At 66.8% G+C, this 23,969-nt stretch carries 28 protein-coding genes; 17 read left to right on the forward strand and 11 right to left on the reverse strand.

Annotated features, from left to right (window positions below):
- Nucleotides 1–115 precede the first annotated feature (115 nt).
- Nucleotides 116–2,248 carry a methylmalonyl-CoA mutase gene (scpA, locus tag SY26_RS02330; protein ID WP_045999104.1) on the reverse strand — a complete coding sequence of 711 codons (2,133 nt, stop codon included), beginning with the start codon at nt 2,246–2,248 and terminating at the stop codon, nt 116–118.
- Nucleotides 2,249–2,305: 57 nt separating this feature from the next.
- Here scpA and SY26_RS02335 point away from each other — a divergent pair, with 57 nt between their 5' ends.
- Both SY26_RS02335 and SY26_RS20905 read left to right on the forward strand, forming a co-directional pair.
- Nucleotides 2,306–2,893, forward strand: coding sequence for a DUF4174 domain-containing protein (locus SY26_RS02335; RefSeq protein WP_045999105.1), 588 nt, complete (start codon nt 2,306–2,308; stop codon nt 2,891–2,893).
- Nucleotides 2,894–2,986: 93 nt separating this feature from the next.
- Nucleotides 2,987–3,178 (forward strand): hypothetical protein, encoded by a 192-nt coding sequence (locus SY26_RS20905; RefSeq protein ID WP_045984253.1) that lies wholly within the window; start codon nt 2,987–2,989, stop codon nt 3,176–3,178.
- Here SY26_RS20905 and SY26_RS02340 read toward each other — a convergent pair.
- Nucleotides 3,144–3,821 carry a hypothetical protein gene (locus SY26_RS02340; RefSeq protein ID WP_045999106.1) on the reverse strand — a complete coding sequence of 226 codons (678 nt, stop codon included), beginning with the start codon at nt 3,819–3,821 and terminating at the stop codon, nt 3,144–3,146. The genes SY26_RS20905 and SY26_RS02340 overlap by 35 nt on opposite strands.
- A 47-nt stretch (nt 3,822–3,868) precedes the next feature.
- On the opposite strand from SY26_RS02340, the gene SY26_RS02345 reads away from it, so the two are divergent.
- Nucleotides 3,869–4,255, forward strand: coding sequence for a DUF4174 domain-containing protein (locus SY26_RS02345; RefSeq protein WP_084693644.1), 387 nt, complete (start codon nt 3,869–3,871; stop codon nt 4,253–4,255).
- A 10-nt stretch (nt 4,256–4,265) separates the two neighbouring features.
- Here SY26_RS02345 and SY26_RS02350 read toward each other — a convergent pair whose 3' ends face one another.
- The 7 genes from SY26_RS02350 to SY26_RS02375 all read right to left on the reverse strand — a co-directional run bounded on the left by SY26_RS02350 (nt 4,266) and on the right by SY26_RS02375 (nt 9,828).
- Complete coding sequence (locus tag SY26_RS02350; protein WP_045999107.1) at nt 4,266–4,634, reverse strand: hypothetical protein; 369 nt, start codon at nt 4,632–4,634, stop codon at nt 4,266–4,268.
- On the reverse strand, nt 4,631–6,676 hold the full coding sequence (locus tag SY26_RS02355) for an acetyl/propionyl/methylcrotonyl-CoA carboxylase subunit alpha (protein ID WP_045999108.1): 2,046 nt from the start codon (nt 6,674–6,676) through the stop codon (nt 4,631–4,633). The genes SY26_RS02350 and SY26_RS02355 overlap by 4 nt, the downstream gene beginning before the upstream one ends.
- Nucleotides 6,677–6,775: 99 nt before the next feature.
- The gene (locus SY26_RS02360) at nt 6,776–6,988 is read right to left on the reverse strand and encodes a hypothetical protein (RefSeq protein ID WP_042246739.1); all 213 of its coding nucleotides are present in this window, start codon (nt 6,986–6,988) and stop codon (nt 6,776–6,778) included.
- Between the two features lie 75 nt (nt 6,989–7,063).
- Complete coding sequence (locus tag SY26_RS02365; RefSeq protein ID WP_045999109.1) at nt 7,064–7,306, reverse strand: hypothetical protein; 243 nt, start codon at nt 7,304–7,306, stop codon at nt 7,064–7,066.
- A gap of 127 nt (nt 7,307–7,433) precedes the next feature.
- Complete coding sequence (locus tag SY26_RS02370; RefSeq protein ID WP_045983965.1) at nt 7,434–7,847, reverse strand: hypothetical protein; 414 nt, start codon at nt 7,845–7,847, stop codon at nt 7,434–7,436.
- Between the two features lie 87 nt (nt 7,848–7,934).
- A complete protein-coding gene (locus tag SY26_RS20910) occupies nt 7,935–8,090 on the reverse strand; it encodes a hypothetical protein (protein ID WP_157001723.1) in 156 nt (51 codons plus the stop codon).
- A gap of 205 nt (nt 8,091–8,295) precedes the next feature.
- Nucleotides 8,296–9,828: an acyl-CoA carboxylase subunit beta gene (locus SY26_RS02375; RefSeq protein ID WP_045999110.1), complete on the reverse strand. Its 1,533-nt coding sequence runs from the start codon at nt 9,826–9,828 to the stop codon at nt 8,296–8,298.
- A gap of 119 nt (nt 9,829–9,947) precedes the next feature.
- Between SY26_RS02375 and alr the strand changes: the two genes are divergently transcribed.
- The 6 genes from alr (at nt 9,948) to SY26_RS02405 (ending at nt 15,116) form a co-directional block, all read left to right on the forward strand.
- Nucleotides 9,948–11,015 carry an alanine racemase gene (gene alr / locus SY26_RS02380; protein ID WP_232303245.1) on the forward strand — a complete coding sequence of 356 codons (1,068 nt, stop codon included), beginning with the start codon at nt 9,948–9,950 and terminating at the stop codon, nt 11,013–11,015.
- On the forward strand, nt 11,012–11,770 hold the full coding sequence (locus SY26_RS02385) for an ABC transporter permease (RefSeq protein ID WP_045999112.1): 759 nt from the start codon (nt 11,012–11,014) through the stop codon (nt 11,768–11,770). Before alr ends, SY26_RS02385 begins: the two co-directional genes overlap by 4 nt.
- Entirely contained in the window at nt 11,767–12,489 is a 723-nt protein-coding gene (locus SY26_RS02390; protein WP_045999113.1) for an ABC transporter ATP-binding protein, read from the forward strand. The genes SY26_RS02385 and SY26_RS02390 overlap by 4 nt, the downstream gene beginning before the upstream one ends.
- Nucleotides 12,490–12,623: 134 nt before the next feature.
- Nucleotides 12,624–13,700 carry a PhoH family protein gene (locus SY26_RS02395; protein WP_045999114.1) on the forward strand — a complete coding sequence of 359 codons (1,077 nt, stop codon included), beginning with the start codon at nt 12,624–12,626 and terminating at the stop codon, nt 13,698–13,700.
- A complete protein-coding gene (gene ybeY / locus SY26_RS02400; RefSeq protein WP_045999115.1) occupies nt 13,693–14,190 on the forward strand; it encodes an rRNA maturation RNase YbeY in 498 nt (165 codons plus the stop codon). The genes SY26_RS02395 and ybeY overlap by 8 nt, the downstream gene beginning before the upstream one ends.
- Entirely contained in the window at nt 14,187–15,116 is a 930-nt protein-coding gene (locus SY26_RS02405; RefSeq protein WP_084693645.1) for a hemolysin family protein, read from the forward strand. The genes ybeY and SY26_RS02405 overlap by 4 nt, the downstream gene beginning before the upstream one ends.
- A 37-nt stretch (nt 15,117–15,153) precedes the next feature.
- Here the strand turns inward: SY26_RS02405 and SY26_RS02410 are convergent, their stop codons facing one another.
- Nucleotides 15,154–16,092, reverse strand: a complete 939-nt coding sequence (locus SY26_RS02410; protein ID WP_045999116.1) for an alpha/beta fold hydrolase — start codon at nt 16,090–16,092, stop codon at nt 15,154–15,156.
- Between the two features lie 8 nt (nt 16,093–16,100).
- Entirely contained in the window at nt 16,101–16,385 is a 285-nt protein-coding gene (locus tag SY26_RS02415) for an SCP2 sterol-binding domain-containing protein (protein WP_042246766.1), read from the reverse strand.
- 130 nt (nt 16,386–16,515) lie between these two features.
- On the opposite strand from SY26_RS02415, the gene SY26_RS02420 reads away from it, so the two are divergent.
- The 8 genes from SY26_RS02420 (at nt 16,516) to SY26_RS02455 (ending at nt 23,945) form a co-directional block, all read left to right on the forward strand.
- A complete protein-coding gene (locus SY26_RS02420; protein ID WP_232303246.1) occupies nt 16,516–17,028 on the forward strand; it encodes a tetratricopeptide repeat protein in 513 nt (170 codons plus the stop codon).
- Nucleotides 17,029–17,037: 9 nt separating this feature from the next.
- A complete protein-coding gene (locus tag SY26_RS02425) occupies nt 17,038–19,968 on the forward strand; it encodes a helicase-related protein (RefSeq protein ID WP_045999617.1) in 2,931 nt (976 codons plus the stop codon).
- A gap of 1 nt (nt 19,969) precedes the next feature.
- Nucleotides 19,970–20,263, forward strand: coding sequence for an RNA-binding S4 domain-containing protein (locus SY26_RS02430; RefSeq protein ID WP_045999117.1), 294 nt, complete (start codon nt 19,970–19,972; stop codon nt 20,261–20,263).
- 31 nt (nt 20,264–20,294) lie between these two features.
- On the forward strand, nt 20,295–20,633 hold the full coding sequence (gene fdxA, locus SY26_RS02435; RefSeq protein ID WP_045999118.1) for a ferredoxin FdxA: 339 nt from the start codon (nt 20,295–20,297) through the stop codon (nt 20,631–20,633).
- A 292-nt stretch (nt 20,634–20,925) separates the two neighbouring features.
- Nucleotides 20,926–21,435: a CarD family transcriptional regulator gene (locus tag SY26_RS02440; protein ID WP_042246772.1), complete on the forward strand. Its 510-nt coding sequence runs from the start codon at nt 20,926–20,928 to the stop codon at nt 21,433–21,435.
- A 138-nt stretch (nt 21,436–21,573) separates the two neighbouring features.
- A complete protein-coding gene (locus tag SY26_RS02445; RefSeq protein WP_045999119.1) occupies nt 21,574–22,491 on the forward strand; it encodes a manganese-dependent inorganic pyrophosphatase in 918 nt (305 codons plus the stop codon).
- On the forward strand, nt 22,491–23,360 hold the full coding sequence (locus SY26_RS02450; RefSeq protein WP_045999120.1) for a TIGR01459 family HAD-type hydrolase: 870 nt from the start codon (nt 22,491–22,493) through the stop codon (nt 23,358–23,360). Before SY26_RS02445 ends, SY26_RS02450 begins: the two co-directional genes overlap by 1 nt.
- A 141-nt stretch (nt 23,361–23,501) precedes the next feature.
- Entirely contained in the window at nt 23,502–23,945 is a 444-nt protein-coding gene (locus tag SY26_RS02455; protein ID WP_045999618.1) for a MaoC family dehydratase, read from the forward strand.
- The last annotated feature ends 24 nt before the right edge of the window (nt 23,946–23,969 follow it).

The following is a 23,969-nucleotide window of genomic DNA, read 5'->3' on the forward strand; positions in this document are numbered from 1 at the left end:
TCGCTTTGGGTACAGGGTTTCACAGCGCGCACCGCGAGGCAAGCAGGCCTCACGGTTCCGCGCAGGCCACGGGGGGTGCGGGGGGCTGGCCCCCCGCCGTCGCGGGACGCAAATTTCAGGGTCGCGTCTCGCGGATCAGCCGCAGGATGTCAGCGGCTGCGGATGGGATGTTCGTGCCGGGGCCGAAGATCGCCTTGACCCCCGCACGGCGCAGGAAGTCGTAATCCTGCTGCGGGATCACGCCGCCGCAGATGACCAGGATATCGCCGGCGCCCGCATCCTGCAGGGCCTGGATCAGCTTGGGTGCCAGCGTCTTGTGGCCGGCGGCCTGGCTGCTGATGCCGATCACGTGGACGTCGTTGTCGATGGCGTCCTGGGCGGCCTCCTCGGGCGTCTGGAACAGCGGTCCCACGTCCACGTCGAAGCCGATATCGGCAAAGGCCGTGGCGATCACCTTGGCGCCCCGGTCATGGCCGTCCTGACCCATCTTGACGACCAGCATGCGCGGGCGGCGGCCTTCCTCCACGGCGAATGCCTCGACGTCGCGCTGGATCTGGGCAAAGCCCTCGTCCCCCTCATAGGCCGCGCCATAGACGCCGGCCAGGGTGCGCACCTCGGCGCGGTGGCGTCCGAATTCGTCTTCCATGGCCGTGCTGATCTCTCCGACGGTGGCGCGGGCGCGGGCAGCCTCGACGGCGGCCTCCAGCAGGTTGCCGCCCTCCCGGGCGCGGCGGGTCAGTTCGGCCAGCGTCCCGGTGACGCGGCCCTCGTCCCGCGAGGCGCGGATGCGGGTCAGGCGGGCGATCTGGCTGTCCCGGACGGCGACGTTGTCGATGTCCAGGATGTCGATCGGATCCTCGGCCTCCTTGCGGTACTTGTTGACGCCGACGATCACGTCCTCGCCCCGGTCGATCAGGGCCTGACGCCGGGCCGCCGTCTCCTCGATGCGCAGCTTGGGCATGCCGCTGGCCACGGCCTTGGTCATGCCGCCCATCTCCTCGACCTCCTCGATCAGCGCCCAGGCCTTTTCCGCCAGTTCCGCCGTCAGGCTCTCGATGTAATAGCTGCCCGCCAGCGGATCGACGACATGGGTGATGCCCGTCTCCTCCTGCAGGATCAGCTGGGTGTTCCGCGCGATGCGGGCGCTGAAATCCGTAGGCAGGGCGATGGCCTCGTCCAGCGCGTTCGTGTGCAGCGACTGCGTGCCGCCAAGCGCCGCCGACATCGCCTCATAGGCGGTGCGGATGACGTTGTTGTAAGGGTCCTGCTCCTGCAGGGACACGCCGGACGTCTGGCAATGCGTGCGCAGCATCAGGCTGCCCTGTTTCTTGGGCTCAAATTCCGACATGATCCGGTGCCACAGCAGGCGCGCCGCGCGCAGCTTGGCGATCTCCATGAAGAAGTTCATGCCGATGGCAAAGAAGAACGACAACCGCCCCGCGAAGGCATCGACGTCCATCCCCGCCGCGATGGCCGCGCGCACATATTCACGTCCGTCGGCCAGGGTATAGGCCAGTTCCTGGACCAGGTTCGCCCCGGCCTCCTGCATGTGATAGCCCGAGATCGAGATCGAGTTGAACTTGGGCATCTCGGCCGAGGTGTATTCGATGATGTCCGCGATGATCCGCATGCTGGGTTCGGGCGGATAGATATAGGTGTTGCGGACCATGAACTCCTTGAGGATGTCGTTCTGGATGGTCCCGGACAGCACGGCACGGGAATGGCCCTGCTCCTCTCCGGTGACGATGAAGTTTGCCAGGATCGGGATGACCGCGCCGTTCATGGTCATCGACACCGAAACGCGGTCCAACGGGATGCCGTCGAACAGGATCTTCATGTCCTCGACCGAATCGATGGCGACGCCGGCCTTTCCCACATCGCCCTCGACCCGCGGATGGTCGCTGTCATAGCCCCGATGGGTGGCCAGGTCGAAGGCCACCGACACGCCCTGCTGCCCCGCGGCCAGCGCACGGCGATAGAAGGCGTTCGATTCCTCGGCCGTGGAAAATCCAGCATATTGCCGGATGGTCCAGGGGCGGCCCGCATACATCGTGGCGCGCGGGCCGCGGGTGAACGGCGCGATGCCGGGCAGGCCATCCAGGTGGTCCATCCCCTCCAGGTCGTCGCGGGTATAGACCGGCTTGACGGCGATCCCCTCCAGCGTGTCCCAGGTCAGGCTGTCGGGGTCGCGCCCCTTCAGTTCGCCCTGTGCCAGCTTGCGCCAGTCCTCCAGCGTGGGTTTTGTCATGATCCATCCTTTCCTGCCGACGGTCCTGCCCTATATTCAAGACATGACGAGGTGCCGATGAAGTTGAAATTTATGATATTCGTGATGGCGCTTGCGGCGATGGGCCCCGCACGCGACGCCCCCCCGCCGGATGGCGCCGCCGTCCGGGCACCGGACGGGGCGGCGGCCGCGACGCAGCCGCGCGACACGGTGCCGCAACGCAACCCCGCCCGTCTGCCGCCGGTCGCGCAGCGGGTCGAGCCCGACCCGCTGCCGGACGCGTCCCCCCTGGACGACGGCTCTCCGCAGGTGCTGGACGCCGCCACGGTCGACCCGGACCAGTTCCTGTGGACGGCGCGCCCCGTGGTGATCTTTGCCGACACGGCGGACGACCCGGCCTTTGTCGACCAGGTGGCATCGCTGCGCCGTGACGGTCGGGCGCTGGCATCGCGCGACGTGGTGCTTGTGCTCGACAGCGACCCGTCGGCCAACAGCGTGTGGCGACAGCAGCTGCGCCCGCAAGGGTTCTCGCTGGTGTTGATCGACAAGGACGGACAGGTCAAGATCCGCCGCCCCGTCCCATGGGATGCCAGAGAGATCGGCCGCGCTATCGACCGTCTGCCCCTGCGCCGGCAGGAGATCGGGCGCGGCAGCTTGATGCGATAAGGCGCAGGGCCGCGAAACTTGTGGATTTGCGGCGCGTTCCCTATATCATGACCGGTATCCGGTACGGTTGCCGGATCAGCAGGAGGGTTGATCATGGCCAATTCGCGTTCCGACCGCAGCCTGTCGCAACCGCGCGCGCCCAAGGCGTCCGCCCGACCCGACGCACCCGTGCTGCGCAGCGAAGCCAAGCCAAAACCGACCGCCGTCAGCCGTGCGAACGAAATCGTGCGCGCCATCGGATTGCGTCCCATCACCGGCCTCTCGGGTCCGAAGATCGGTTACTGAACTCGGTCGCCGACAGACGCTCGCGCATCTGCGCCAGTTCCTGCGGCAGGCGCGCACCGATCTGTGCCGCGGCCTGCGCCTCGTCCTCGTCCAGCATCGCCTCGACCGCGTCGGCACCGCCGCGCAGGCATTCGGTCAGCACGCGCATCGCCTGCAGGCCGGTATCGCGGGTTTCCTCCATCAGCTCCAGGTAATCGGCCATCATCTGCGCCGCCCGCTTGCCGTCACTGCGCGCGATCCGGCGTAGGTCGGTGGCCAGCGCGCCCATGATCGACAGCAGCCGATAGTACAGCACGATCGGGTCGATGACCGGTGCGGGCAGGATGTGTATGTCGGAAATCACGGCCGCAAAGATTCGGTCGTTGGCCTGCTGCGGCAGGGTCGGCACGAAATCTCCCGACTCGATGCGCGACACCAGCAAGGCCGCGTCCTGCGGCGACGGCACCTGCTGCTCCAGGGCAAAGACATGCGCCCGGATCTCTGCCAGCAGGGCGCGCTGCAGGTCGGTCTCGCGCGCGCGGCGCAGCGTGGCGTCGCGGCGGCGGGTCTGGGACGCGACAACGATCCAACCGATGGCCACGAAAAGGCCGGTGACGACCGCCTGTTGCAGCTGCGGGCTGAGCCATTGGTCAAGCGGTGCCATGGGAACCCGTCCCGCGCCATGCGCGTCCTGTTTCGGAAGGAGCGATCATGCACCGATTCTGCCTGTCTACCGTCCTGGCCCTGTGGCCTGCCATGGCACCAGCCGACACCGCCCGCGGTCCCGCGCCGCTGCAGGCGGACACGCTTGCCGCATTGCGTTGGCAGGCGCGCCCTGTCGTCGTCCTTGGACCCGAGGCGCAGGTCGCACGGCAGATCGCCGACCTGCAGGGACACGCGGAGCAGTTGGCAGAACGCGAGGTGGTCATCCTGACCGACGGACCCGGTGCAGACGCGCTGCGCGACGGGCAGGGGTTCCAGGTTCTGCTGATCGGCAAGGATGGCGGGGTCAAGATGAGCTCGGCCAAACCCGTCGCGGCAGAGGACATCCTGTCCCTGATCGACAGCATGCCGATGCGCCAGCAGGAGATGCGATAGCGCCCGCGCATCATGCCACGCGCCCCCGTGTCAGCGACACCGCCGCCAGACCTGCGGCGACATGACCGACAGCCGTTATGCCAAGTGCGGCCTGCCACGACGCATGACCGCCCAGCAGCGCCATCAATGCCGCGCCCCAGATAACCGCCGACAGCGGGATGGCCGCCGCCCAGAACCGCCACCCGCGCCAGCGTCCGGTGCATGCCCCAAAAACCAGCTGGAACAGCGCCAGCCCGACGATCGGCGGCAGCAGATAGGCCAGCGGCACCTGCGTGCCGAGCAAGGGCACGGTCTGCGCCGCCACCGCCGACATGATGCCCGCCGCGCCCACCAGCCCAAGTCCGGCCGACAGCAGATAGGCGGGCAGGGCGGGGATCATTCGAACTCCATGATCACGTCGTCGACCTTCAGGCTTTCGCCCGGCGCGGCATTGACGGATTTCACGATGCCCCGGCGTTCGGCGCGCAGGATGTTCTCCATCTTCATGGCCTCGACGGTGGCCAGCGCCTGACCCTCCTGAACCTCGTCCCCTTGGGCGACATTGATCGTCACGATCAGGCCGGGCATCGGGCACAGCAGGAACTTGGACGTGTCGGGCGGCAGCTTTTCGGGCATCAGCCGTGCCAACTCCGCCGCACGGGGCCGACGCACATGCAGGCGCAGGTCCGCCCCGCGCGCACGCAGGCGCAGCCCGGCGGCGATCTTGTCCACCTTCAGCACCAGGGGGCGTCCGTCCACCTCCAGCCGCGCCAGCGACTGGCCGGGGCGCCAATCGCCTTCGACCCGGATCGTGCGCCCCGCGATGGCGACATTTGCGCCATGGGCATCGGCAGTGATGCGGACGGGCCAGTCCTGCTTGTCCGCGAACACCACCCAATCGTCGCCCACATGGCGTTCGTGGTTGTTCAGGCGGCCGCTGATACGGGTGCGCCGGATCTCGGCCACGCGGTGCATGGCGGCGGCGGCGGCGGCGATGCGGTGCATCTCGTCCTGGGGCAGGGCCGCGCCGTGGAACCCGTCGGGATACTCCTCGGCGATGAAGGCCGTGGTGATGTCGCCCGCGACGAATTTCGGGTGATCCATCACTGCCGACAGGAAGGGCAGGTTATGCCCGATCCCTTCGACCTCGAAGGCGTCCAGCGCGGTGCGCATCGCCTCGATCGCCTCGCCACGGGTCGGGGCCCAGGTGCACAGCTTGGCGATCATCGGGTCATAGAACATGCTGATCTCGCCGCCCTCATAGACGCCGGTGTCGTTCCTGACCGCGGCCGCACCCGTGGGGGCGCCATCGGCCAGCCACTTGCCCCCGGTCAGCATCGGCCCCGCCGCCACCTCGACCGGCGGGCGATAGCGGGTCAGACGTCCGATGGAGGGCAGGAAACCGCGATAGGGGTCCTCGGCGTACAGCCGGCTTTCCATCGCCCATCCGGTGATCGTCAGGTCAGACTGCGCGAAGGGCAGCGGCTCTCCGGCCGCGACGCGGATCATCTGCTCGACGAGGTCGACGCCGGTGATCAGTTCGGTCACGGGATGCTCCACCTGCAGGCGGGTGTTCATCTCCAGGAAATAGAAGTTGCGGCTTCCGTCCACGATGAACTCGACCGTGCCCGCGCTGGTATAGCCGACGGCCTTGGCCAGGGCCACTGCCTGCTGACCCATCGCGGCGCGGGTGGCCTCGTCCAGGAAGGGCGACGGCGCCTCCTCGATGACCTTCTGGTTGCGGCGCTGGATCGAGCATTCGCGTTCGTGCAGATAGACCGCGCCTCCGTGCTGGTCGGCCAGGACCTGGATCTCGATGTGGCGCGGCTGCGTCACGAATTTCTCGATGAAGATCCGGTCGTCGCCAAAGCTGTTGGCGGCCTCGTTCCTGGAGGACTGGAAACCCTCGCGCGCCTCCTCGTCGGACCAGGCGATGCGCATGCCCTTGCCGCCGCCGCCCGCGCTGGCCTTGATCATCACCGGATAGCCGATCTGGGCACTGATGGCCGCAGCCTCGTCCGCGTCCGCGATCAGGCCCATGTGACCCGGAACCGTGCTGACCCCCGCGGCCTGCGCAAGCTTCTTCGAGGTGATCTTGTCGCCCATCTGCTCGATCGCGCCGGACGGGGGGCCGATGAAGACGACGCCCTCGGCCTCCAGCGCCTCGGCGAACTTCATGTTCTCGGACAAAAAGCCGTATCCGGGATGGACGGCCTCGGCGCCAGTCCGGCGGATCGCGTCCATGATCTTGTCGATCACGATATAGGACTGGTTGGCAGGGGCCGGGCCGATATGGACGGCCTCGTCCGCCATGCGCACATGCAGCGCATTGCGGTCGGCGTCGGAGTAGACGGCGACGGTGGCGATGCCCATCTTGCGGGCGGTCTTGATTACACGGCAGGCAATCTCGCCCCGGTTGGCGATCAGGATCTTCTTGAACATGGGCTCCCCCCCAGGACGGAACGTGAAAAAGCCGCCCGAAGCGCGGGGCTTCGGACGGCTTTGCAGACGGTCGGCGCGCCGGGCGCGCCGATCAGCAGGTCACTGGCACAGACGGAAGTCGTTGCACAGTGCGCCCGCCGCGCCGCCGATGGCCGCGCCCTTGACGACGTTGGTGCCGCCGACCGATGCGACGGTCGCGCCGACGCCCGCGCCGATGAGCGCGCGGTCAGTGTCGGTCGGGTTGATGCCTTGGGTGCAGCCGGCGATGGCCGTGGTGCCGACCAGGGCAGCGATAGCAAGGAATTTGGACATGGTGAAGATCCCGTGGGTTGGGCGGCAGCCGCGCCGGGCGCGGGCTGCCGATAGGGTGAGAAGTTGCCGCAGCGATCAGTAGCGACGCTGGCAGACACCGGCGTCGTCGCACAGCGCGCCGCCGACGGCACCGATCGCGGCGCCGGTTGCCAGGTCTTCGTCCAGGGCCTTCGCGATGACGGCACCGGCAACGGCACCGCCTGCGGCGCGCTGCGCGTCGGGCGAGATTCCGCCGCCCTGATAGCCGGGGGCGCAAGCCGAAAGACCGGCGGCAACCAGGGCCAGGCCGGCAACGCGAAGCGAGAAGAATTTCTGCATGATAAGAAACCTGTCGTAATGGGCCCGTCGGGGGCCGATGGGAGGTGGTAAGGGGTTATCGCATAGCTGATGCCTGCGTCAAACTGACATGCGTGTGACTTCAAGGGGTTCAGCATCAACCTGCGCATCAGTCGTCGTCGGCCTCGTCGTCGTCCCAGCCGTCCTGGTCGTCCCAGTCGAACTCCTGGGGCGCATCCTTGACGAACAGCTCGGGGAAGGCGGCCTCCGCCTCGGCCATGTCGACCTGCAGCAATTGGTCGTAATCGGCAGGGTCGAACTGGCCGACCGGCTTGACCTCGCGGCCGATCAGCCAGGACAGCCGACCGGCATCAAGATTGCCGCGGGGAAAGGGTTCGTCGCCGAAATGCGCGATCAACGCCGAAAGAAAGCCCGCATCGGCGCGCTTGTCGGCGGGCCTGCGGTCCTTGAACCGTTCGCGGCGCGTGATGGGCGTGGCACCCTTCTTGCGATTCTCGCGCCGGATGACGAATTGGAAATCGGTGCCGGGCAGACGCCCGGGAAAGCCGCGATGCTTCAGCATGGCAGGGCCCCTGTGCTGGGGCGCGCGGGCCGGATCGCTGCGCACGGGCAGGCTGGCCGCCCGCGCGCAATTGTCGGACGTCTCGTCTTAGCCGAATTTGCTGTTGTAGACAGGCTCGGTCGTGACGGGGTTGACCATGGGCGCGGCCGGGGCGGTCGGGACATAGACGTCGGCAGGCTGCTGGCGCTGGCACGCGGCGAAGGCGGAAACCAGCACGAGGCCGAGGATGATCTTTTTCGACATGGAAACATGCTCCTGTAGGGCGGGCGGTGTTGCGCCCGGCTGCTCGGGTTGTGGTCGGCTTGTTGATCTGCCGGCCTGCGCGGCATGATAGAGAAGCCCGCCGCGATCAGACAGGGACGCAGGAAGGCGGGCGCCAAAGCGCCGCCCCCCTGTGGCCCGGCTGCATCATTCACGACCTTGTGCATCGCGCGCCCGTCCCCGTCCGTCACAGCGGAATGTTGTCGTGCTTTTTCCAAGGGTTCGTCAGCCGCTTGCCGCGCAGGCTGGCAAAGGCGCGGGCCACCCGGCGACGCGTGGACCGGGGCTGGATCACCTCGTCGATGAAGCCCTTTTCAGCGGCCACGAAGGGGTTGGCAAAGCGGTCCTCGTAATCCTTGGTGCGGGCGGCGATCTTTTCGGCATCGCCCAGTTCGCTGCGATACAGGATCTCGACCGCGCCCTTGGCGCCCATCACCGCGATCTCGGCGGTGGGCCAGGCATAGTTGAAATCGCCGCGCAGATGCTTCGACGCCATCACGTCATAGGCGCCGCCATAGGCCTTGCGGGTGATGACCGTGACCTTGGGCACCGTCGCCTCGCCATAGGCGAACAGCAGCTTTGCCCCATGCTTGATGACGCCGCCATATTCCTGACCGGTCCCCGGCAGAAAGCCCGGAACGTCGACCAGCGTCAGGATCGGGATCTCGAACGCGTCGCAGAACCGCACGAAGCGCGCGGCCTTGCGCGAGCTGTCGATGTCCAGGCAACCGGCCAGCACCATCGGCTGGTTCGCGACGACCCCCACGGTCTGCCCCTCGATGCGGATGAAGCCGATAATAATGTTGCCCGCGAAATCCTTCTGGATTTCGTAGAAATCGCCTTCGTCCGCGACCTTGGCGATCAGCTCCTTCATGTCATAGGGCTGGTTCGGGTTGTCGGGGATCAGCGTGTCCAGGCTGGGCTCGATCCGCGCCGGGTCGTCGAAGAAGGGCCGGGTCGGGGCCTTTTCGCGGTTGTTCAGCGGCAGGAAGTCGAACAACCGGCGGATCTCCGACAGCGCCTCGACGTCGTCTTGGAACGCCCCGTCCGCGACGGAGGATTTCCGGGTATGTGTGGACGCACCGCCCAGCTGTTCGGCGGTCACGACCTCGTTCGTGACCGTCTTGACCACGTCGGGCCCGGTCACGAACATGTAGGACGTGTCGCGCACCATGAAGATGAAGTCGGTCATCGCGGGCGAATAGACCGCGCCACCCGCACAGGGGCCCATGATCACGCTGATCTGCGGCACGACGCCCGATGCCAGCACGTTGCGCTGGAACACATCGGCATAACCCGCAAGGCTGGCCACGCCCTCCTGGATGCGCGCGCCCCCCGAATCGTTCAGTCCGATCACCGGCGCGCCGTTCTGCATCGCCATGTCCATGATCTTGCAGATCTTCTGGGCATGGGTTTCCGACAGCGATCCGCCGAAGACGGTGAAGTCCTGAGAGAAGACATAGACCATGCGGCCGTTGATGGTGCCCCATCCGGTCACCACCCCGTCGCCTGCCGGGCGGTCGTCCTGCATGCCGAAATCGGTGCTGCGATGGGCGACGAACATGTCGAATTCCTCGAAGCTGTCCTCGTCCAGCAGCAGGTCGATGCGTTCGCGGGCCGTCAGCTTGCCGCGGGCGTGCTGGGCGTCGATGCGCCGCTGGCCGCCGCCAAGCCGGGCCTGCTGTCGGCGTTCTTCCAGCTGCTGCAGAATGTACTTCATCGCGCCCTCCTGATCCGGTGTCCCAGGCTAGACTGCGATGCAGGTGCGGCAAAGTTAATTCGGGGGAATTTGCAAATTACCGAAACAGCGGTTCATGCTAAGTGCATATGTGCAAACACATGCTGCAGCAGCCTCTTGACGCCGGCCGGGCAGGGGGGCAAGCCACGCATATGGGATTGCAGATCGACATCGCGGCCATCGTGGCCAATCACGCGGCGCTGGCCGCACTGGCCCCCGGCGCGCGTGCCGCCGCCGTGGTCAAGGCCGATGCCTATGGCCTGGGCGCCGACCGCGTCGCCCCGGCCCTCTATGCCGCCGGCGTGCGCGATTTCTTCGTGGCCCTGGCGCATGAGGGACGGGCGATCCGGCCGCTGCTGCCGCAGGACGCGCGCATCAACGTGCTGTCGGGCCACATGGAGGGTGCGGACCTGACCGGGCTGACCCCGGTCCTGAACAGCTCTGCGCAGTTCTTTCGTGAGCGCGCCATGCGCCCCGGCCAGCCCTTCGCCATCCAGCTGGACACCGGGATGAACCGCCTTGGCATGGAGGCCGCCGAATGGGGCGCCATCCGGGACGAGGCGCTGGCCGCCGGACCGGCCTTCATCATGTCGCACCTGGCCTGCGCGGACGAGTCCGACCACCCCGCCAATGCGGCGCAGCTATCCGCGTTCCGCGCAATGACCGATGGCTGTGACATGCCGCGGTCGCTGGCCGCGACCGGGGGTATCCTGCTGGGACCGGACTATCACTTCGACATGGTTCGCCCCGGCGTGGGCCTGTATGGAGGGCTGCCCTTTGCGCAGGCCCGCGGCGTCGTCACGCTGTCGCTGCGCGTGATCCAGACCCGTGACGTGCGGAGGGGAGAGATGGTCGGTTATGGCGCCAGTTGGCACGCGCCGCGCGACTGTCGCATCGCCACCGTCGATGCGGGCTATGCCGACGGCATCCTGCGTTCGCTGTCGGGCAAGGGCGCGCAGCTGTTCGCCGGCGATGTGGCCTGTCCGGTCGTCGGGCGCGTGTCGATGGACCTGATCACGGTGGACGTCACCGGTCTGGACGCGGTGCCAGACCGGCTTGACCTGATCTGCGCGCATCAACCCATCGACCGTCTGGCCGACATCGCCGGCACCATCGGATACGAGGTGCTGACCTCGCTTGGGCTGCGCTACCAGCGGACCTATCTGTGACGCCCATCCGGGCGATCGGACGACCCGCCCTGCGCGCCACTCGGACCATCGGGGCGGTGGCGCTGTTCGCGATGCGGGGGCTGTCGGGGTTCGGGACACCCCGTATGATCCTGCGCCAGGTGATGCAGATCGGCTGGTTGTCGCTGCCGGTCGTAGGGCTGACGGCGTTGTTCACCGGGGCGGCGCTTGCCCTGCAGATCCATTCGGGCGGAGAGCGGTTTCAGGCCGGTGACGTCGTCCCGGCCATCGTGGCCATCGGCATGGTTCGCGAACTGGGGCCCGTCCTGGGGGGCCTGATGGTCGCCGCCCGCGTCGCCAGCAGCATCGCCGCCGAAATCGGGACCATGCGCGTCACCGAACAGATCGACGCGTTGGTGACACTGTCGACCGACCCGGTCCGCTGGCTGGTCACGCCCCGGCTGTGGGCGGCGATCCTGTGCATGCCGGTGCTGGTGGCCACGGGCGACATCATCGGCATCATGGGCGGCTGGCTGGTGGGCACGACGTCGCTTGGATTCAATTCGGCCAGCTACATCGCGAACAGCTGGGCATATCTGGAGCCGTGGGACGTTACCTCTGGCCTGATCAAGGGGGCGGTCTTCGGGCTGGTCGTCGCGTTGTCGGGATGCTGGTTCGGCATGCGGTCGGGGCGCGGGGCGGCAGGCGTCGGACGGGCCACGACCAATGCGGTCGTCGCGGCCGCCGTCGGCATTCTGGCTGCGAACTTTGCGCTGACCGGGCTGTTCTTCGAATGATCCGGACCTGCGGCCTCAGCAAATCCTTTGGCCCCAAGCGGGTCCTCGACAGCGTCGATCTGACCGTCGCCACGGGCGAGAGCCTGTGCGTGATCGGCCAGTCCGGCACCGGCAAGTCGGTCCTGCTGAAATGCATCCTGGGGCTGGAGCGCCCCGATGCGGGACAGGTGCTGTGGAACGGCCAGCCGCTGGACCGGGCACGCTTCATGGCGCGGTTCGGGATGCTGTTCCAAGGGGCGGCCCTGTTCGACAGCCTGTCGGTCTGGCAGAACGTCGCCTTCCGCCTGCGCCAGCGGATGGACGACCGCCGCGCCCGTGCCATCGCGCTGGACAAGCTGGCGCGCGTGGGGCTGGCTTCGGACATCGCCGACCTGATGCCCGCGCAGCTGTCGGGCGGCATGGCCAAGCGCGTCGGCCTGGCCCGCGCCATCGCCGACGACCCGGCGGTGATCTTCTTCGACGAACCGACCACCGGGTTGGACCCGATCCGCGCGCGGGCCATCGATGCGCTGATCCGCGACATCGTGACCGAAACAGGGGCCACCGCGATCACCATAACCCATGACATGGCCAGCTGCCGGATCATCGGCGACCGGGTCGCGCTGTTGGCGGATGGTCGCATCGCGCATGACGGCCCGGTGGCGGACATGGACCGCGCGCCCGCCTTGGCCGGTTTTCTGGGCATCCCTTCCGCCGGGGCCGGTGATCATGCGCGATAAGGATGCAACTTTTGCACAGGCTTGGCCGTTCTGCCACAAACGGGGCAGCTGCGCCCCATTTACCACGAACATGAACTTGTGCGAATCCGACCGGCTTGCCACCATGGACCGACCAGATTGACCAGGAGAGACATTTGGGCCTGACCCCGACGCCACCCGTCACCGCGGCTTCTGCCGAAACTTTGCTTGAATTTCCCGACAACCGGCTGTTGATCGACCTGTGCGGTCCCAACGACCGCCATCTGGCCCGGATCGAGGAGGCACTTGGCGTCCATATCCTGCGTCGCGGCAACCAGATTGCCGTGGTCGGCGGCCCCGAGGCCCAGTCCGAGGCCGCGAACCTGCTTCGTGGCCTTTACGCGCGGCTGGAACAGCACCGCCCCGTCGGCCCCGACGAGGTCGAGGCCGCATTGCGCATGGGGGTCGAACCTGCCGCCGACGTGACCCCGGCCGAACAGCTGGAGATGTTCGCTCAGGGCAACTACGAACTGCGAACCCGCAAGAAATCGGTCGAGCCGCGCACGGATGCACAGAAGGCCTATGTGCGGTCGCTGTTCCAGAACGAGCTGGCCTTTGGCATCGGGCCTGCGGGCACCGGCAAGACCTATCTGGCGGTGGCCGTGGGTGTGACGATGCTGATCGGCGGCCATGTTGACAAGATCATCCTGTCGCGCCCCGCCGTCGAGGCCGGGGAGCGGTTGGGTTTCCTTCCGGGCGACATGAAGGAGAAGGTCGATCCGTACATGCAGCCGCTCTACGACGCGCTGAACGACTTTCTTCCCGGAAAGCAGATGCAGAAGCTGATGGAGGAGAAGCGCATCGAGATCGCGCCCCTGGCCTTCATGCGCGGGCGCACTCTGTCGCGCGCCTTCGTCGTGCTGGACGAGGCGCAGAACGCCAGCAGCATGCAGATGAAGATGTTCCTGACCCGACTTGGCGAAGGCTCGCGGATGGTCATCACCGGCGACCGCACCCAGATCGACCTGCCGCGCGGCATGATGTCGGGACTGATGGACGCCGAGCGCATCCTGAAGGACGTCAAGGGCATCAGTTTCAGCTATTTCACCGCCGATGACGTCGTGCGCCACCCGCTTGTCGCGCGCATCATCAAGGCGTATGAGGTCGAGGACAACGCTGCACTTGCCCGCGGTGAAACAGAGGAGCCGCGCGGCCAGTACGTTCCCCGCCGCGCATTCAGAAACGATGCCTGACGAGATTTCCGTCGACTGCGTCATCGAGGATGACCGATGGCAGGCCGCCGGTCTTGAGGACCTGGCGGCCCTTGCCGTCAACGCCGCGCTGGACCACCACCGCTTGGGCGGGGAGGTGGTCGTCATGGGCTGCGACGACGCCCGCATCGCCGCGCTGAACGCCGATTTCCGCGGCAAGCCCCGGGCCACGAACGTGCTGTCATGGCCGTCGGTCGAGCATCTGCCGCATGATCCCGGTCAGGCGCCCGAGATGCCGGACGAGGAGGAACTGGGCGACATCGCGATCGCCTATGATACCTGTGCGGCCGAGGCCGAGGATCAGGGCAAGTCCTTCGACCATCACGTCCAGCACCTGTTGGTCCATGCCACCCTGCATCTGCTGGGTTACGACCACCTGAACGATCCCGATGCCGAACTGATGGAGGCGACCGAGCGCGCCATCCTGTCCCGGCTTGGCATTCCAGACCCTTACCAGGAGAAAGACCGATGAATTCCGAAAGCCGATTATCCGAGCCCGCTCCTCAGCCGGCCATCGAGGAAGTCACGGCGATCGCCGTCGACGGTGGCGCCACCGAGGAGAAGGAGGCCGGTAATGGCAAAGGATTTTTTGGCCGCGTGCTGTCGGCCCTGACAGGGTCCGAAAGCGGCGCGGACGACGATCATCAGGACCGCCATGTCGTGGGCACCCCCGGCCTGGTCAATCTGCGCCGCATGCGGGTCGATGACGTCGCCATCCCCAAGGTCGAGATCGTGGCCGCCCCCGCGAACCTGTCGCTGGAGGATCTGGTCGAGATGTTTCGTGAGCACGGGTTTTCACGCATGCCGGTCTTTCGCGGCACGCTGGACAGCCCGCTTGGCCTGATCCATCTCAAGGACCTGGCGCTAAAGCACGGGTTCGGTGCGGGGGGCAAGTTCACGATGCGCCCGATGCTGCGACCGTTGCTGTACGTTCCGCCCTCGATGCCCATCGGGGTGCTGCTGCAGCAGATGCAGACCAAGCGCATCCACATGGCGCTGGTCATCGACGAATACGGCGGCGTCGACGGGTTGGTCACCATCGAGGACCTGATCGAACAGGTAATTGGCGAGATCGAGGATGAGCATGACGAGGTCGAGGGCGGCCTGTGGGTGCACGAGAAGACCGGCCAGTGGCTGATCCAGGCCCGTGCCGCGCTGGACGATGTCGAGGCTGAGACCGGCCTGCGCCTGATCGGCGACGAGGACGAGGATATCGATACGCTTGGCGGTCTGATCTTCATGCTGGCGGGGCGCGTGCCGCTGCGTGGAGAGGTGATCGCCCATCCCTCGGGCGCCGAGTTCGAGGTCGTGGATGCCGATCCGCGTCGCCTGAAGCGGATCCGCCTGCGCATGCCCAGCATCAGCACGCCGTCCGATCGGAAAAGCGCCCAGTCCTGACGGGGCGGGGGGCGTACAGCCCCCGGTCCGTGTCGCGTCAGCTGGCCTCGAACCGGGCCAGCATCGCCTCATAAAACACGTCGCGAAGCGCGTCCGTTTCCATCAGGATTTCGTGCTTGGCCCCCGGAATGGTCAGCAGCTCCGATTGCGGCCAGCGCGCGGCACGGTCCCGGATAGCCTGCGGCGACACGACCTTCTCGTCGCTGCCGACAGACACCAGCATCGGCATGTCGGGCGATGGAATGCGCGACAGGCGAGCGCATTCGTTCAGTGCCCTGCCAACCCAATCGAAGGTGGCGCCGCCGATGGTCAGGTCGGGCCAGGCCACGGCCTCGCGCACCAGCCGCGCCCATTCGTCACCGTTGCCGGTCAGCAGGTTGGCGTTGAAGCTTTCGTCCAGAGGATAGGTCGTCGCCGCCCCGCCGCTGCCCGGTGCCGTCAGGCCGCCACGCCCCACGCGTCCGGCCAGATAGGCGATGCCCAAGGCCACGCCCTGCTGCATCCGGCGAAGATTGATGCCCCACATGGGCGCGGAGAACACCGCGCTCTGCACGGCCATGCCGCCCTCCAGCGCGGCCAACCCGATGCAGCCGCCCATCGAATGCGCCAGCAGATGCCACGGTCGGGGCAGGTCAAGCTGTTCCGCCGCCACGATCATCTCGACCACGTCGTGCTGGTAATCCGCGAAATCGCGGATATGGCCGGGGCGGGGATTGGGCTGCAGGCGGTCCGACATGCCCTGACCGCGCCAGTCGATCGAGAGGACGTTGTAACCCTCGGCCATCAGACGATGGGCGACGGGGGCGTATTTCTCGACGTATTCGGTTCGCCCGGGGAACAGCAGCACGCTGCCGCGTGCCGCATCCGCGGGCCAGTGCGCCATGCGCAGGCGGACCCCATCGCCGGCCTGCGCCCAGAAGGCGCGGGCGGGCTGCGACCGGTCGTCCGGAAGCTGATGGAAGGGTGCCTGCTGCACGCGGGCGCTTAGGACAGCTTCTGGCCCAGCTGCATCGCGACGCCCATCGAGCCGTCGATCTTCAGCTTGCCCATCATGAAGGCGGTGGCGGGGTTCACGTCGCCGTTCAGGATGCCTTCGAACGTCTCGCGGCTGGCCGTCAGGGTCACCTCGGCATCCTCGTCGCCGGCGCGCACGCCGTCTTCGTCGATCATGATCGCGCCTTCGCCGGTGATGACGAACTTTGCGACAGAATCGAAGCTGTCGATCTTTTCGCCCAGCTTCTGGACGGCCTTGGTCACGACTTCGCTCATTTCACGTCTCCTGGTGCGCTTTGCCTGGCGCCCGACCTGCGGCCTGGGCTACACCAGACATATGAACGCGGTCCGCCTGAATTTCCACTCTGCCGTCACGGCATTGCGTCACAAAGTTCTGACGATTTTCGTGGTTATTGCAAGCGTGGTACCGATCGCGGCCGCGGGCCAGGGGCTGGACGACGCTTTCGCGCGCCTGGCTCAGCCCGAGGGCGAGGGCTGGCGCATCGCGGAAAGCGACATCCTGCGCGAATGGTCGCGGTCCGGATCCCCGGCGATGGACCTGCTGCTGCAGCGGGGAGAGGCGGCGCTGGACATGGGGGACATCCCCTCGGCCATCGGTCATCTGACCGCGTTGACCGACCATGCCCCCGACTTTGCGGCAGGCTTTCAGACGCGGGCCGCGGCCTATGCGACGGCGGGCCAGTTCGGGCCCGCGCTGGCCGACCTGCGCCGCACGCTGGAGCTGGAGCCGCGCCACTTTGCGGCGCTGACCCAGCTGGGCGCCATGCTGGAGGAGATGGGTGACGACGCCCGCGCCCTGGCGGCCTATCGCGCCAGCCTGGCGATCCATCCCCACCAGCAGGAAGCCATCGATGGCCAGGCACGTCTGGAACACAAGCGCATCGGCACCGATATCTAAGGCATGAACATGACGACGCGCGGGCGAATCACCGCCATCCTGGGCCCAACCAATACGGGCAAGACCCACTACGCCATCCAGCGGATGCTGAACCACCGGTCGGGGGTGATCGGCCTGCCGCTGCGCCTGCTGGCGCGCGAGGTCTATGACCGGATCGTGGCCGCGCGCGGCCCCTCGGTCGTGGCCCTGGTCACCGGAGAGGAGCGGATCGTTCCCGACCGCGTCCAGTACTGGGTCGCCACCACCGAGGCGATGCCCGACATCGCCACGGATTTCGTGGCCATCGACGAGATCCAGCTGTGCGCCGATCCCGGACGCGGGCACGTGTTCACCGACCGACTGCTGCACATGCGCGGCACCGTCGAGACGCTGTTCCTGGGCAGCAACACCATGCGCCCGACCATCGCGGCCCTGGTTCCCGAAACCCAGTTCGAGCGCAAGGAGCGGTTCTCGACCCTGTCATGGGCAGGATCGAAGAAGCTTTCCCGGATGCCGCCGCGCAGCGCGATCGTGGGCTTCAGCGTCGACGACGTCTATGCGATGGCCGAGCTGATCCGTCGGCAGAAGGGGGGCTGCGCGGTCGTGATGGGGGCGCTGTCGCCGCGCACGCGCAATGCCCAGGTCGAGATGTACCAGAACGGCGAGGTCGATTACCTGGTGGCCACCGACGCCATTGGCATGGGCCTGAACCTGGACATCAAGCATGTGGCCTTCAGCGCCACGCACAAGTTCGACGGCAAGCGGGTCCGCCCGCTGTTTCCCCATGAGATGGGCCAGATCGCGGGCCGGGCAGGGCGGCACACCGAATCCGGCACTTTCGGTGTCACCGGAGAGGCCGAGCCCCTCGACGAGGGACTGATCGACGCGCTGGAGAACCATCGGTTCGCCCCCATCAGCCGGCTGGTCTGGCGCAACGGCAAGCTGGATTTCGGCAGCATGGACCGGCTGGTCGAAAGCCTGGAGACCGGCCCCGGCCACGAACTGCTGGCCCGCGGGCGCGAGGCCGACGACGTGGCGACGCTGAAGATCCTGCGCGACTTTCCCGAGATCAAGGACCGCATCCGCGGCGGCAAGGACGTGCGCCTGCTGTGGGACGTGTGCCGGGTGCCCGATTTCCGGGGAATCTCGACCATGGAACACGCGACTTTGCTGGCGCGGATCTTCGGTTTCCTGCAGGATGGACATATCCCGGCGGATTGGCTTGGCCGGGCCATCGAACGCATCGACCGGACCGCCGGCGACATCGACGCCATTTCGAAGCGGTTGGCATATATCCGCACCTGGACCTATGTCGCGCAAAGAACGGGCTGGGTGGCGGACGAAAAGCATTGGCGCGGGGAAACGCGCGCTGTAGAAGACCGCCTGTCGGACGCGCTGCACGCGGCCCTGACCCAACGATTTGTGGACCGGCGCACATCCGTGCTTCTGCGCCGGCTCAAGCAGAAGGAGAGCCTGGTGGCCGAAGTGAATGACAAGGGCGAAGTGACGGTCGAGGGCGAATTCGCCGGCCGCCTGGAGGGCTTCCGCTTCCGCCCCGACCAGACCGCATCGGCGGACGAGGCCAGGATGCTGAGCCGCGCCAGCTATGACGCGCTCAAGCCCGAGTTCCATCTGCGTGCGGACCGTTTCTACAACGCGCCCGACACCGAGATGGACTATACCGAACAGGGCGGCCTGATGTGGGGCAGCCAGGCGGTCGGCAAGCTGGTCAAGGGCGCCGATCCGCTGCATCCCGGCGTCGAGGTCTTCGTCGACGAGGAAGCCGGTCCCGAGATCGCCGACAAGGTCCGCCGCCGGGCCCAGCATTTCATCGACCGCAAGATCGCCGCGCTGTACGAGCCGCTGCTGACCCTGCAGAAGGACGAGGCGCTGACCGGTCTGGCCCGCGGCTTTGCCTTCCGGCTGGTCGAGGCGCTTGGGATTCTGCCCCGCGACGGCATCGCCGCCGAGGTCAAGGAACTGGACCAGGAATCGCGCGGCATGCTGCGCAAGCATGGCGTCCGCTTTGGCCAATTCACCATCTTCCTGCCCGCGCTGCTGAAGCCCGCGCCGACGCGCCTGCGTCTGGTCCTGTGGTCGCTGCACGAGGGGCTGTCCGAATTCCCGGAAAGCCCGCCGCCGGGTCTGGTCACCATCCCGCATCTGCCGGTCGTGCCCGATCAGGTCTATGCGCTGTCGGGCTATCGCCCCGCGGGCGACCGGGCGATCCGCATCGACATGCTGGAGCGTCTGGCCGATCTGCTGCGCGCGCAGGACACGCGCGGCGGGTTCGAGGCCAACCCAGACATGCTGTCGATCACCGGCATGACGCTGGAGCAGTTTTCGGGCCTGATGCAGGGCCTGGGCTATTCCGCCGACAAGGGCGAGCGTGCCAAGGTCAAGGCGACCGAGACCCCGGCCGTCGTGTCCACCCCCGAGGCTGAGGGCTCTGACGCGCCGATGACCGAGGAGGAATCGGTCCTGGCCGCCGAGACCCGCGCCAAATGGGAGGCCGAGCAGGCCGAAAAGCGCAAGGCAGACGCCCCCGAGGCCGATGCTGTCGACGCGGAGCCCGAGACCGCCGCCGAGGTCGCACCGCCTGAGATGGAGGTGTTCTATACCTTCAAATGGGCGCCCAAGCCGCGCGGCAACCGTCGCCCGCAGGGGGACCGCGGCCAGACCGAGCGTCCCCAGGGTGATCGCCCGCAGGGCCAGCGCCGCGGCCCGCGCCGCGATGGCGTCCCGCGCGACGGTCAGTCCAAGGATGCGGCCCCGGCAGGGGATCGCCCGCAGGGCGAACGCCGTGATCGCAACGGCAAGCCCGGCGGCAAGTTCGGTGGCCCCAAGAAGGGCGGCAAGCCGTCGCATCAGGGTCCCCAGACCTTCTCCTCGCGTCCCGAGAAGAAGGCCGATCCGGACAGCCCCTTTGCGATCCTGGCCCAGCTGAAGGACAAGACCTGACTTGACCGAGGCCGCCGCCGGCCTTCGGCTGGACAAATGGCTGTGCCATGCGCGGATCTTCAAGACGCGCGGCCTGGCCGCCGCCCGCATCGAGGCCGGCGGCATCCGGGTCAACGGCCAGCCCTGCCGCAAGCCGGGGCGCGCCGTGCGGCCCGGCGACGTGCTGACGGTATCCGCCTATCAGCGTGTGCGGGTGCTGACCGTGCTGGGCCTGTCGGACCGGCGCGGCCCGGCCCCCGAGGCGCAGCTGCTGTATCGCGAAGACTTGATTGATCCCCCGGGAATGTCTAGGTGACAGCCCGAACAGACCTGACGAAAGCGCCCCGATGACCTATGTCGTGACTGACAACTGCATCATGTGCAAATACACTGATTGCGTCGAAGTGTGCCCCGTGGACTGCTTCTACGAGGGCGAGAACACGTTGGTCATCCATCCCGACGAATGCATCGACTGTGGCGTCTGCGAACCGGAATGCCCCGCAGACGCGATCCGCCCGGATACCGAGCCGGCGATGGAAAGCTGGGTCGAGTTCAACCGCAAATATTCCGAACTCTGGCCGGTGATCACCCGGAAGAAGGATCCCTTGCCGACCGCCGCCGAGATGGACGGTCAGGAAGGCAAGCTGGAAAAGTATTTCTCGGAAACGCCCGGCGAAGGCGATTGATTCGACCGGGCAAGGCCTTTAAGGCTCTGTTTCGCCGCCATTAAAGGACCAGGCAATGCCAATGCGCCGCCCGAAAGGCGGTGCTTTTTTTGGCGTCATTTTTGTGTTATAGTCCTTTATGTCGCGCCTTGTGCTGCTGCTTGTCAACAGGACTGTGTTGCATCCCAAACTGCCGGATCCGTGCCGACTGCAGGCAGGGGTCGTCAAACATGATCGAAAACGGACCGAGGGTGGCCTTGCCCCCCTGCGGCCCTTTGTGCCCGTCTCGCGGGCGCATGTCAGAGGAAGCCAGATGTCGAAATCGAAGAAGAACGAATTCCGCCCCGATGACTTTGTTGTCTATCCGGCCCATGGGGTCGGTCGTATCGTCTCGATCGAGGAACAGGAGGTCGCGGGCCTGCGGCTGGAGATGTTCGTGATCTCGTTCGACAAGGACAAGATGACCCTGCGCGTGCCCACCGCCCGCGCCAGCGAGATCGGCATGCGCAGCCTGTCGACCCCCGACCTGATCGACCGCGCGCTGGAGACCCTGAAGGGCAAGGCCCGCGTCAAGCGCGCGATGTGGTCGCGCCGGGCGCAGGAGTATGAGCAGAAGATCCATTCCGGCGACCTGCTGTCCATCGCCGAGGTCGTGCGCGACCTGCACCGCTGCGACGATCAGCGCGAACAGTCCTATTCCGAGCGTCAGCTGTACGAGGCAGCCCTTGACCGCCTGACCCGCGAAGTCGCGGCCGTCGGCGGTCTGGACGAAGGCGGTGCGCAGAAGCGGGTGGGCGAAGTCCTGCTGACCCGCGCCGCCTGAGCGCTGACCACGACGACCCCAAGGGCGCCCCGACCGGGCGCCCTTTCGCTTTGGTGGACCGTTGTGCCGAACGTGGACAACGCTGCCCCGCCTGCCTATAAGGCGGCCATCCATACCCAACACCCTTCGAGGCGCATCATGATCAAGGTCTTCGGCCACACTTCCCCCGACACGGATTCCACCGGCTCGCCCATCATCTGGGCCTGGTATCTGAACGAGTGCCGGAAGACCCCGGCCGAAGCCGTGCTGCAGGGAGAGCCGAACACCGAGGCGTTGTGGATGCTGGACCGCTGGAACCTGTCCAAGCCGCGCATCATCGACGACGTGACCGCCGACGACGTCTGCGTGATCGTGGACACCAACAACCCCGCCGAACTGCCCGCCAACCTGGAGCATGCCGAGGTGATCGAGATCATCGACCACCACCTGCTGGCCGGCGGCATCAAGACCCGTGCGCCGATCAACATCACGATCCGCCCGCTGGCCTGCACCGCGACGATCATGCACGACCTGATCGGCGACGATCTGGCGCATGCCCCTGAAGGGATCAAGGGCGCGATGCTGACCTGTATCCTGTCGGACACGCTGGAATTCCGTAGCCCGACCACCACGCCGCATGACCGCGCCGTGGCCGAGAAGCTGGCCGCCGACCTGGGCGTCGACATCGCCGAGTTCGCCGCCGAGATGTTCGCCGCGAAATCCGATGTCAGCGCCTTCAGCGAGGCCGCGTTGCTAAAGATGGACAGCAAGGAGTACGAACTGGGCGGCAAGCAACTGCGTATCTCGGTCCTGGAGACGACCGCACCGCAGGTGATCCTGGACCGCAAGGATGCCCTGATCGCCGCCATGCCCGCCGTCGCCGCCGAAGACGGTGCGGACGAGGTCATGCTGTTCGTGGTCGACATCCTGCGCGAACAGGCGACGCTGCTGGTGCCCAACGACTATGTCAAGTTCGTGGCCGAGCGCAGCTTTGGCGTCACCGTCACCGGTGACACCGTCGTCCTGCCCGGCGTCATGAGCCGCAAGAAGCAGATCATCCCGGTCCTGGCTGTCTGATGACCCGCATCATTTCGTCGCTGGCCGAGGTATCGGCCAGCTATGACGCGCTGTTCTGCGATCTCTGGGGCTGCCTGCACAACGGCAAGCAGCCCTTTCCGGCTGCGGTTGCGGCGCTGCAGGCGTTCCGCGCGCAGGGTGGCCAGGTCTGCCTGATGACCAACGCCCCGCGCCCGAACCAGTACGTGATCGCTCAGCTGGACCGCATGGGCGTGCCGCGCGATGCCTGGGATCTGGTCGTCAGTTCCGGCGACGCGGCGCAGGACGCGATGTTCGCGGGCGCCGTCGGGCGGAACGTCTGGCATATCGGGATCGAGAAGGACCACGGGTTCTTTACCGACATCCCTGACGCCCATCGCGATGCGGCGCCCATCCGGCGCGTCCCGCTGGAGGAGGCCGAGGGGATCATCGCCTCGGGTCCGTTCGACGAGTTGAACGAGACGCCCGAAGATTACCGCGACCGGTTCCAGGGGGCGGTCGACCGCGGTCTGCCGATGCTGTGCGCGAACCCCGACATCGTCGTCGACATGGGCGAGACGCGCATCTACTGCGCGGGCGCATTGGCCGATTTCTATCAGTCGCTTGGCGGGACGGCGCTGTATTACGGCAAGCCGCATGCGCCGATCTATGACCGGGCGCGGGCGCTGATGGGACTTGGCCCCGACGCGCGGTATCTTGCGGTGGGCGACGGCATCGCCACCGACATCGCGGGTGCCGAGGCGCAGGGGATCGATTCGATTTTCGTCACCGGCGGTCTGGCTGCGGATGCCTTCGGTCCGGACGTCGAACAGCCCGATGCCGGGATGCTGCCTGAATGGCTGGGATCGCAGGGACGGGCGCCGACCTTCGCGATCGGGCGGCTGCGCTGAGGCGCCACGGCTCGCGATGCGCGGGTCACAGCGCAACAATGGAACGCGAATCTAAGACATTCGGAAATATTGTTGCCATCCATGCTTTGTGCTGCTATGCAGCATGAGGCATGGATCATGGCATTCCGGATGAGCAGCAAGATGTTGGACAATCTTCCACGCGGCACCATCGTCATTGAGGATCTGGAGATCGGCATGGTCCGGCACCTGCAAAAGCAGGTGACCGATCGCGATATCGAGCTGTTCGCCGAGGTGTCGACCGACCGGAACCCGGTCCATCTGGACGACGCTTATGCGCAGGATACGATCTTCGAAGGCCGGATCGCCCACGGCATGCTGACCGCGGGGCTGATTTCTGCGGTGATCGGTGAACAGTTGCCCGGTCACGGCACCGTCTATCTGGGCCAGACGCTGAAGTTCATGGCCCCCGTGCGCCCCGGCGACATGGTCCGCGCCGAGGTCGAGGTTCAGGCCATCGACCATTCGAAACGGCGGGTCACGCTTGCAACCCGCTGCCTCGTCGGCGATACGGTCGTCTTGAAAGGCGAGGCGGTCGTGCTGGCCCCAAGCCGCAAGTTCGACTGAGGGGTGCGTGGCGCCCTGTTGGGG

Origin of the sequence: Paracoccus sp. 228 (assembly GCF_000967825.1) — a bacterium.
Taxonomy (GTDB): domain Bacteria; phylum Pseudomonadota; class Alphaproteobacteria; order Rhodobacterales; family Rhodobacteraceae; genus Paracoccus; species Paracoccus marcusii.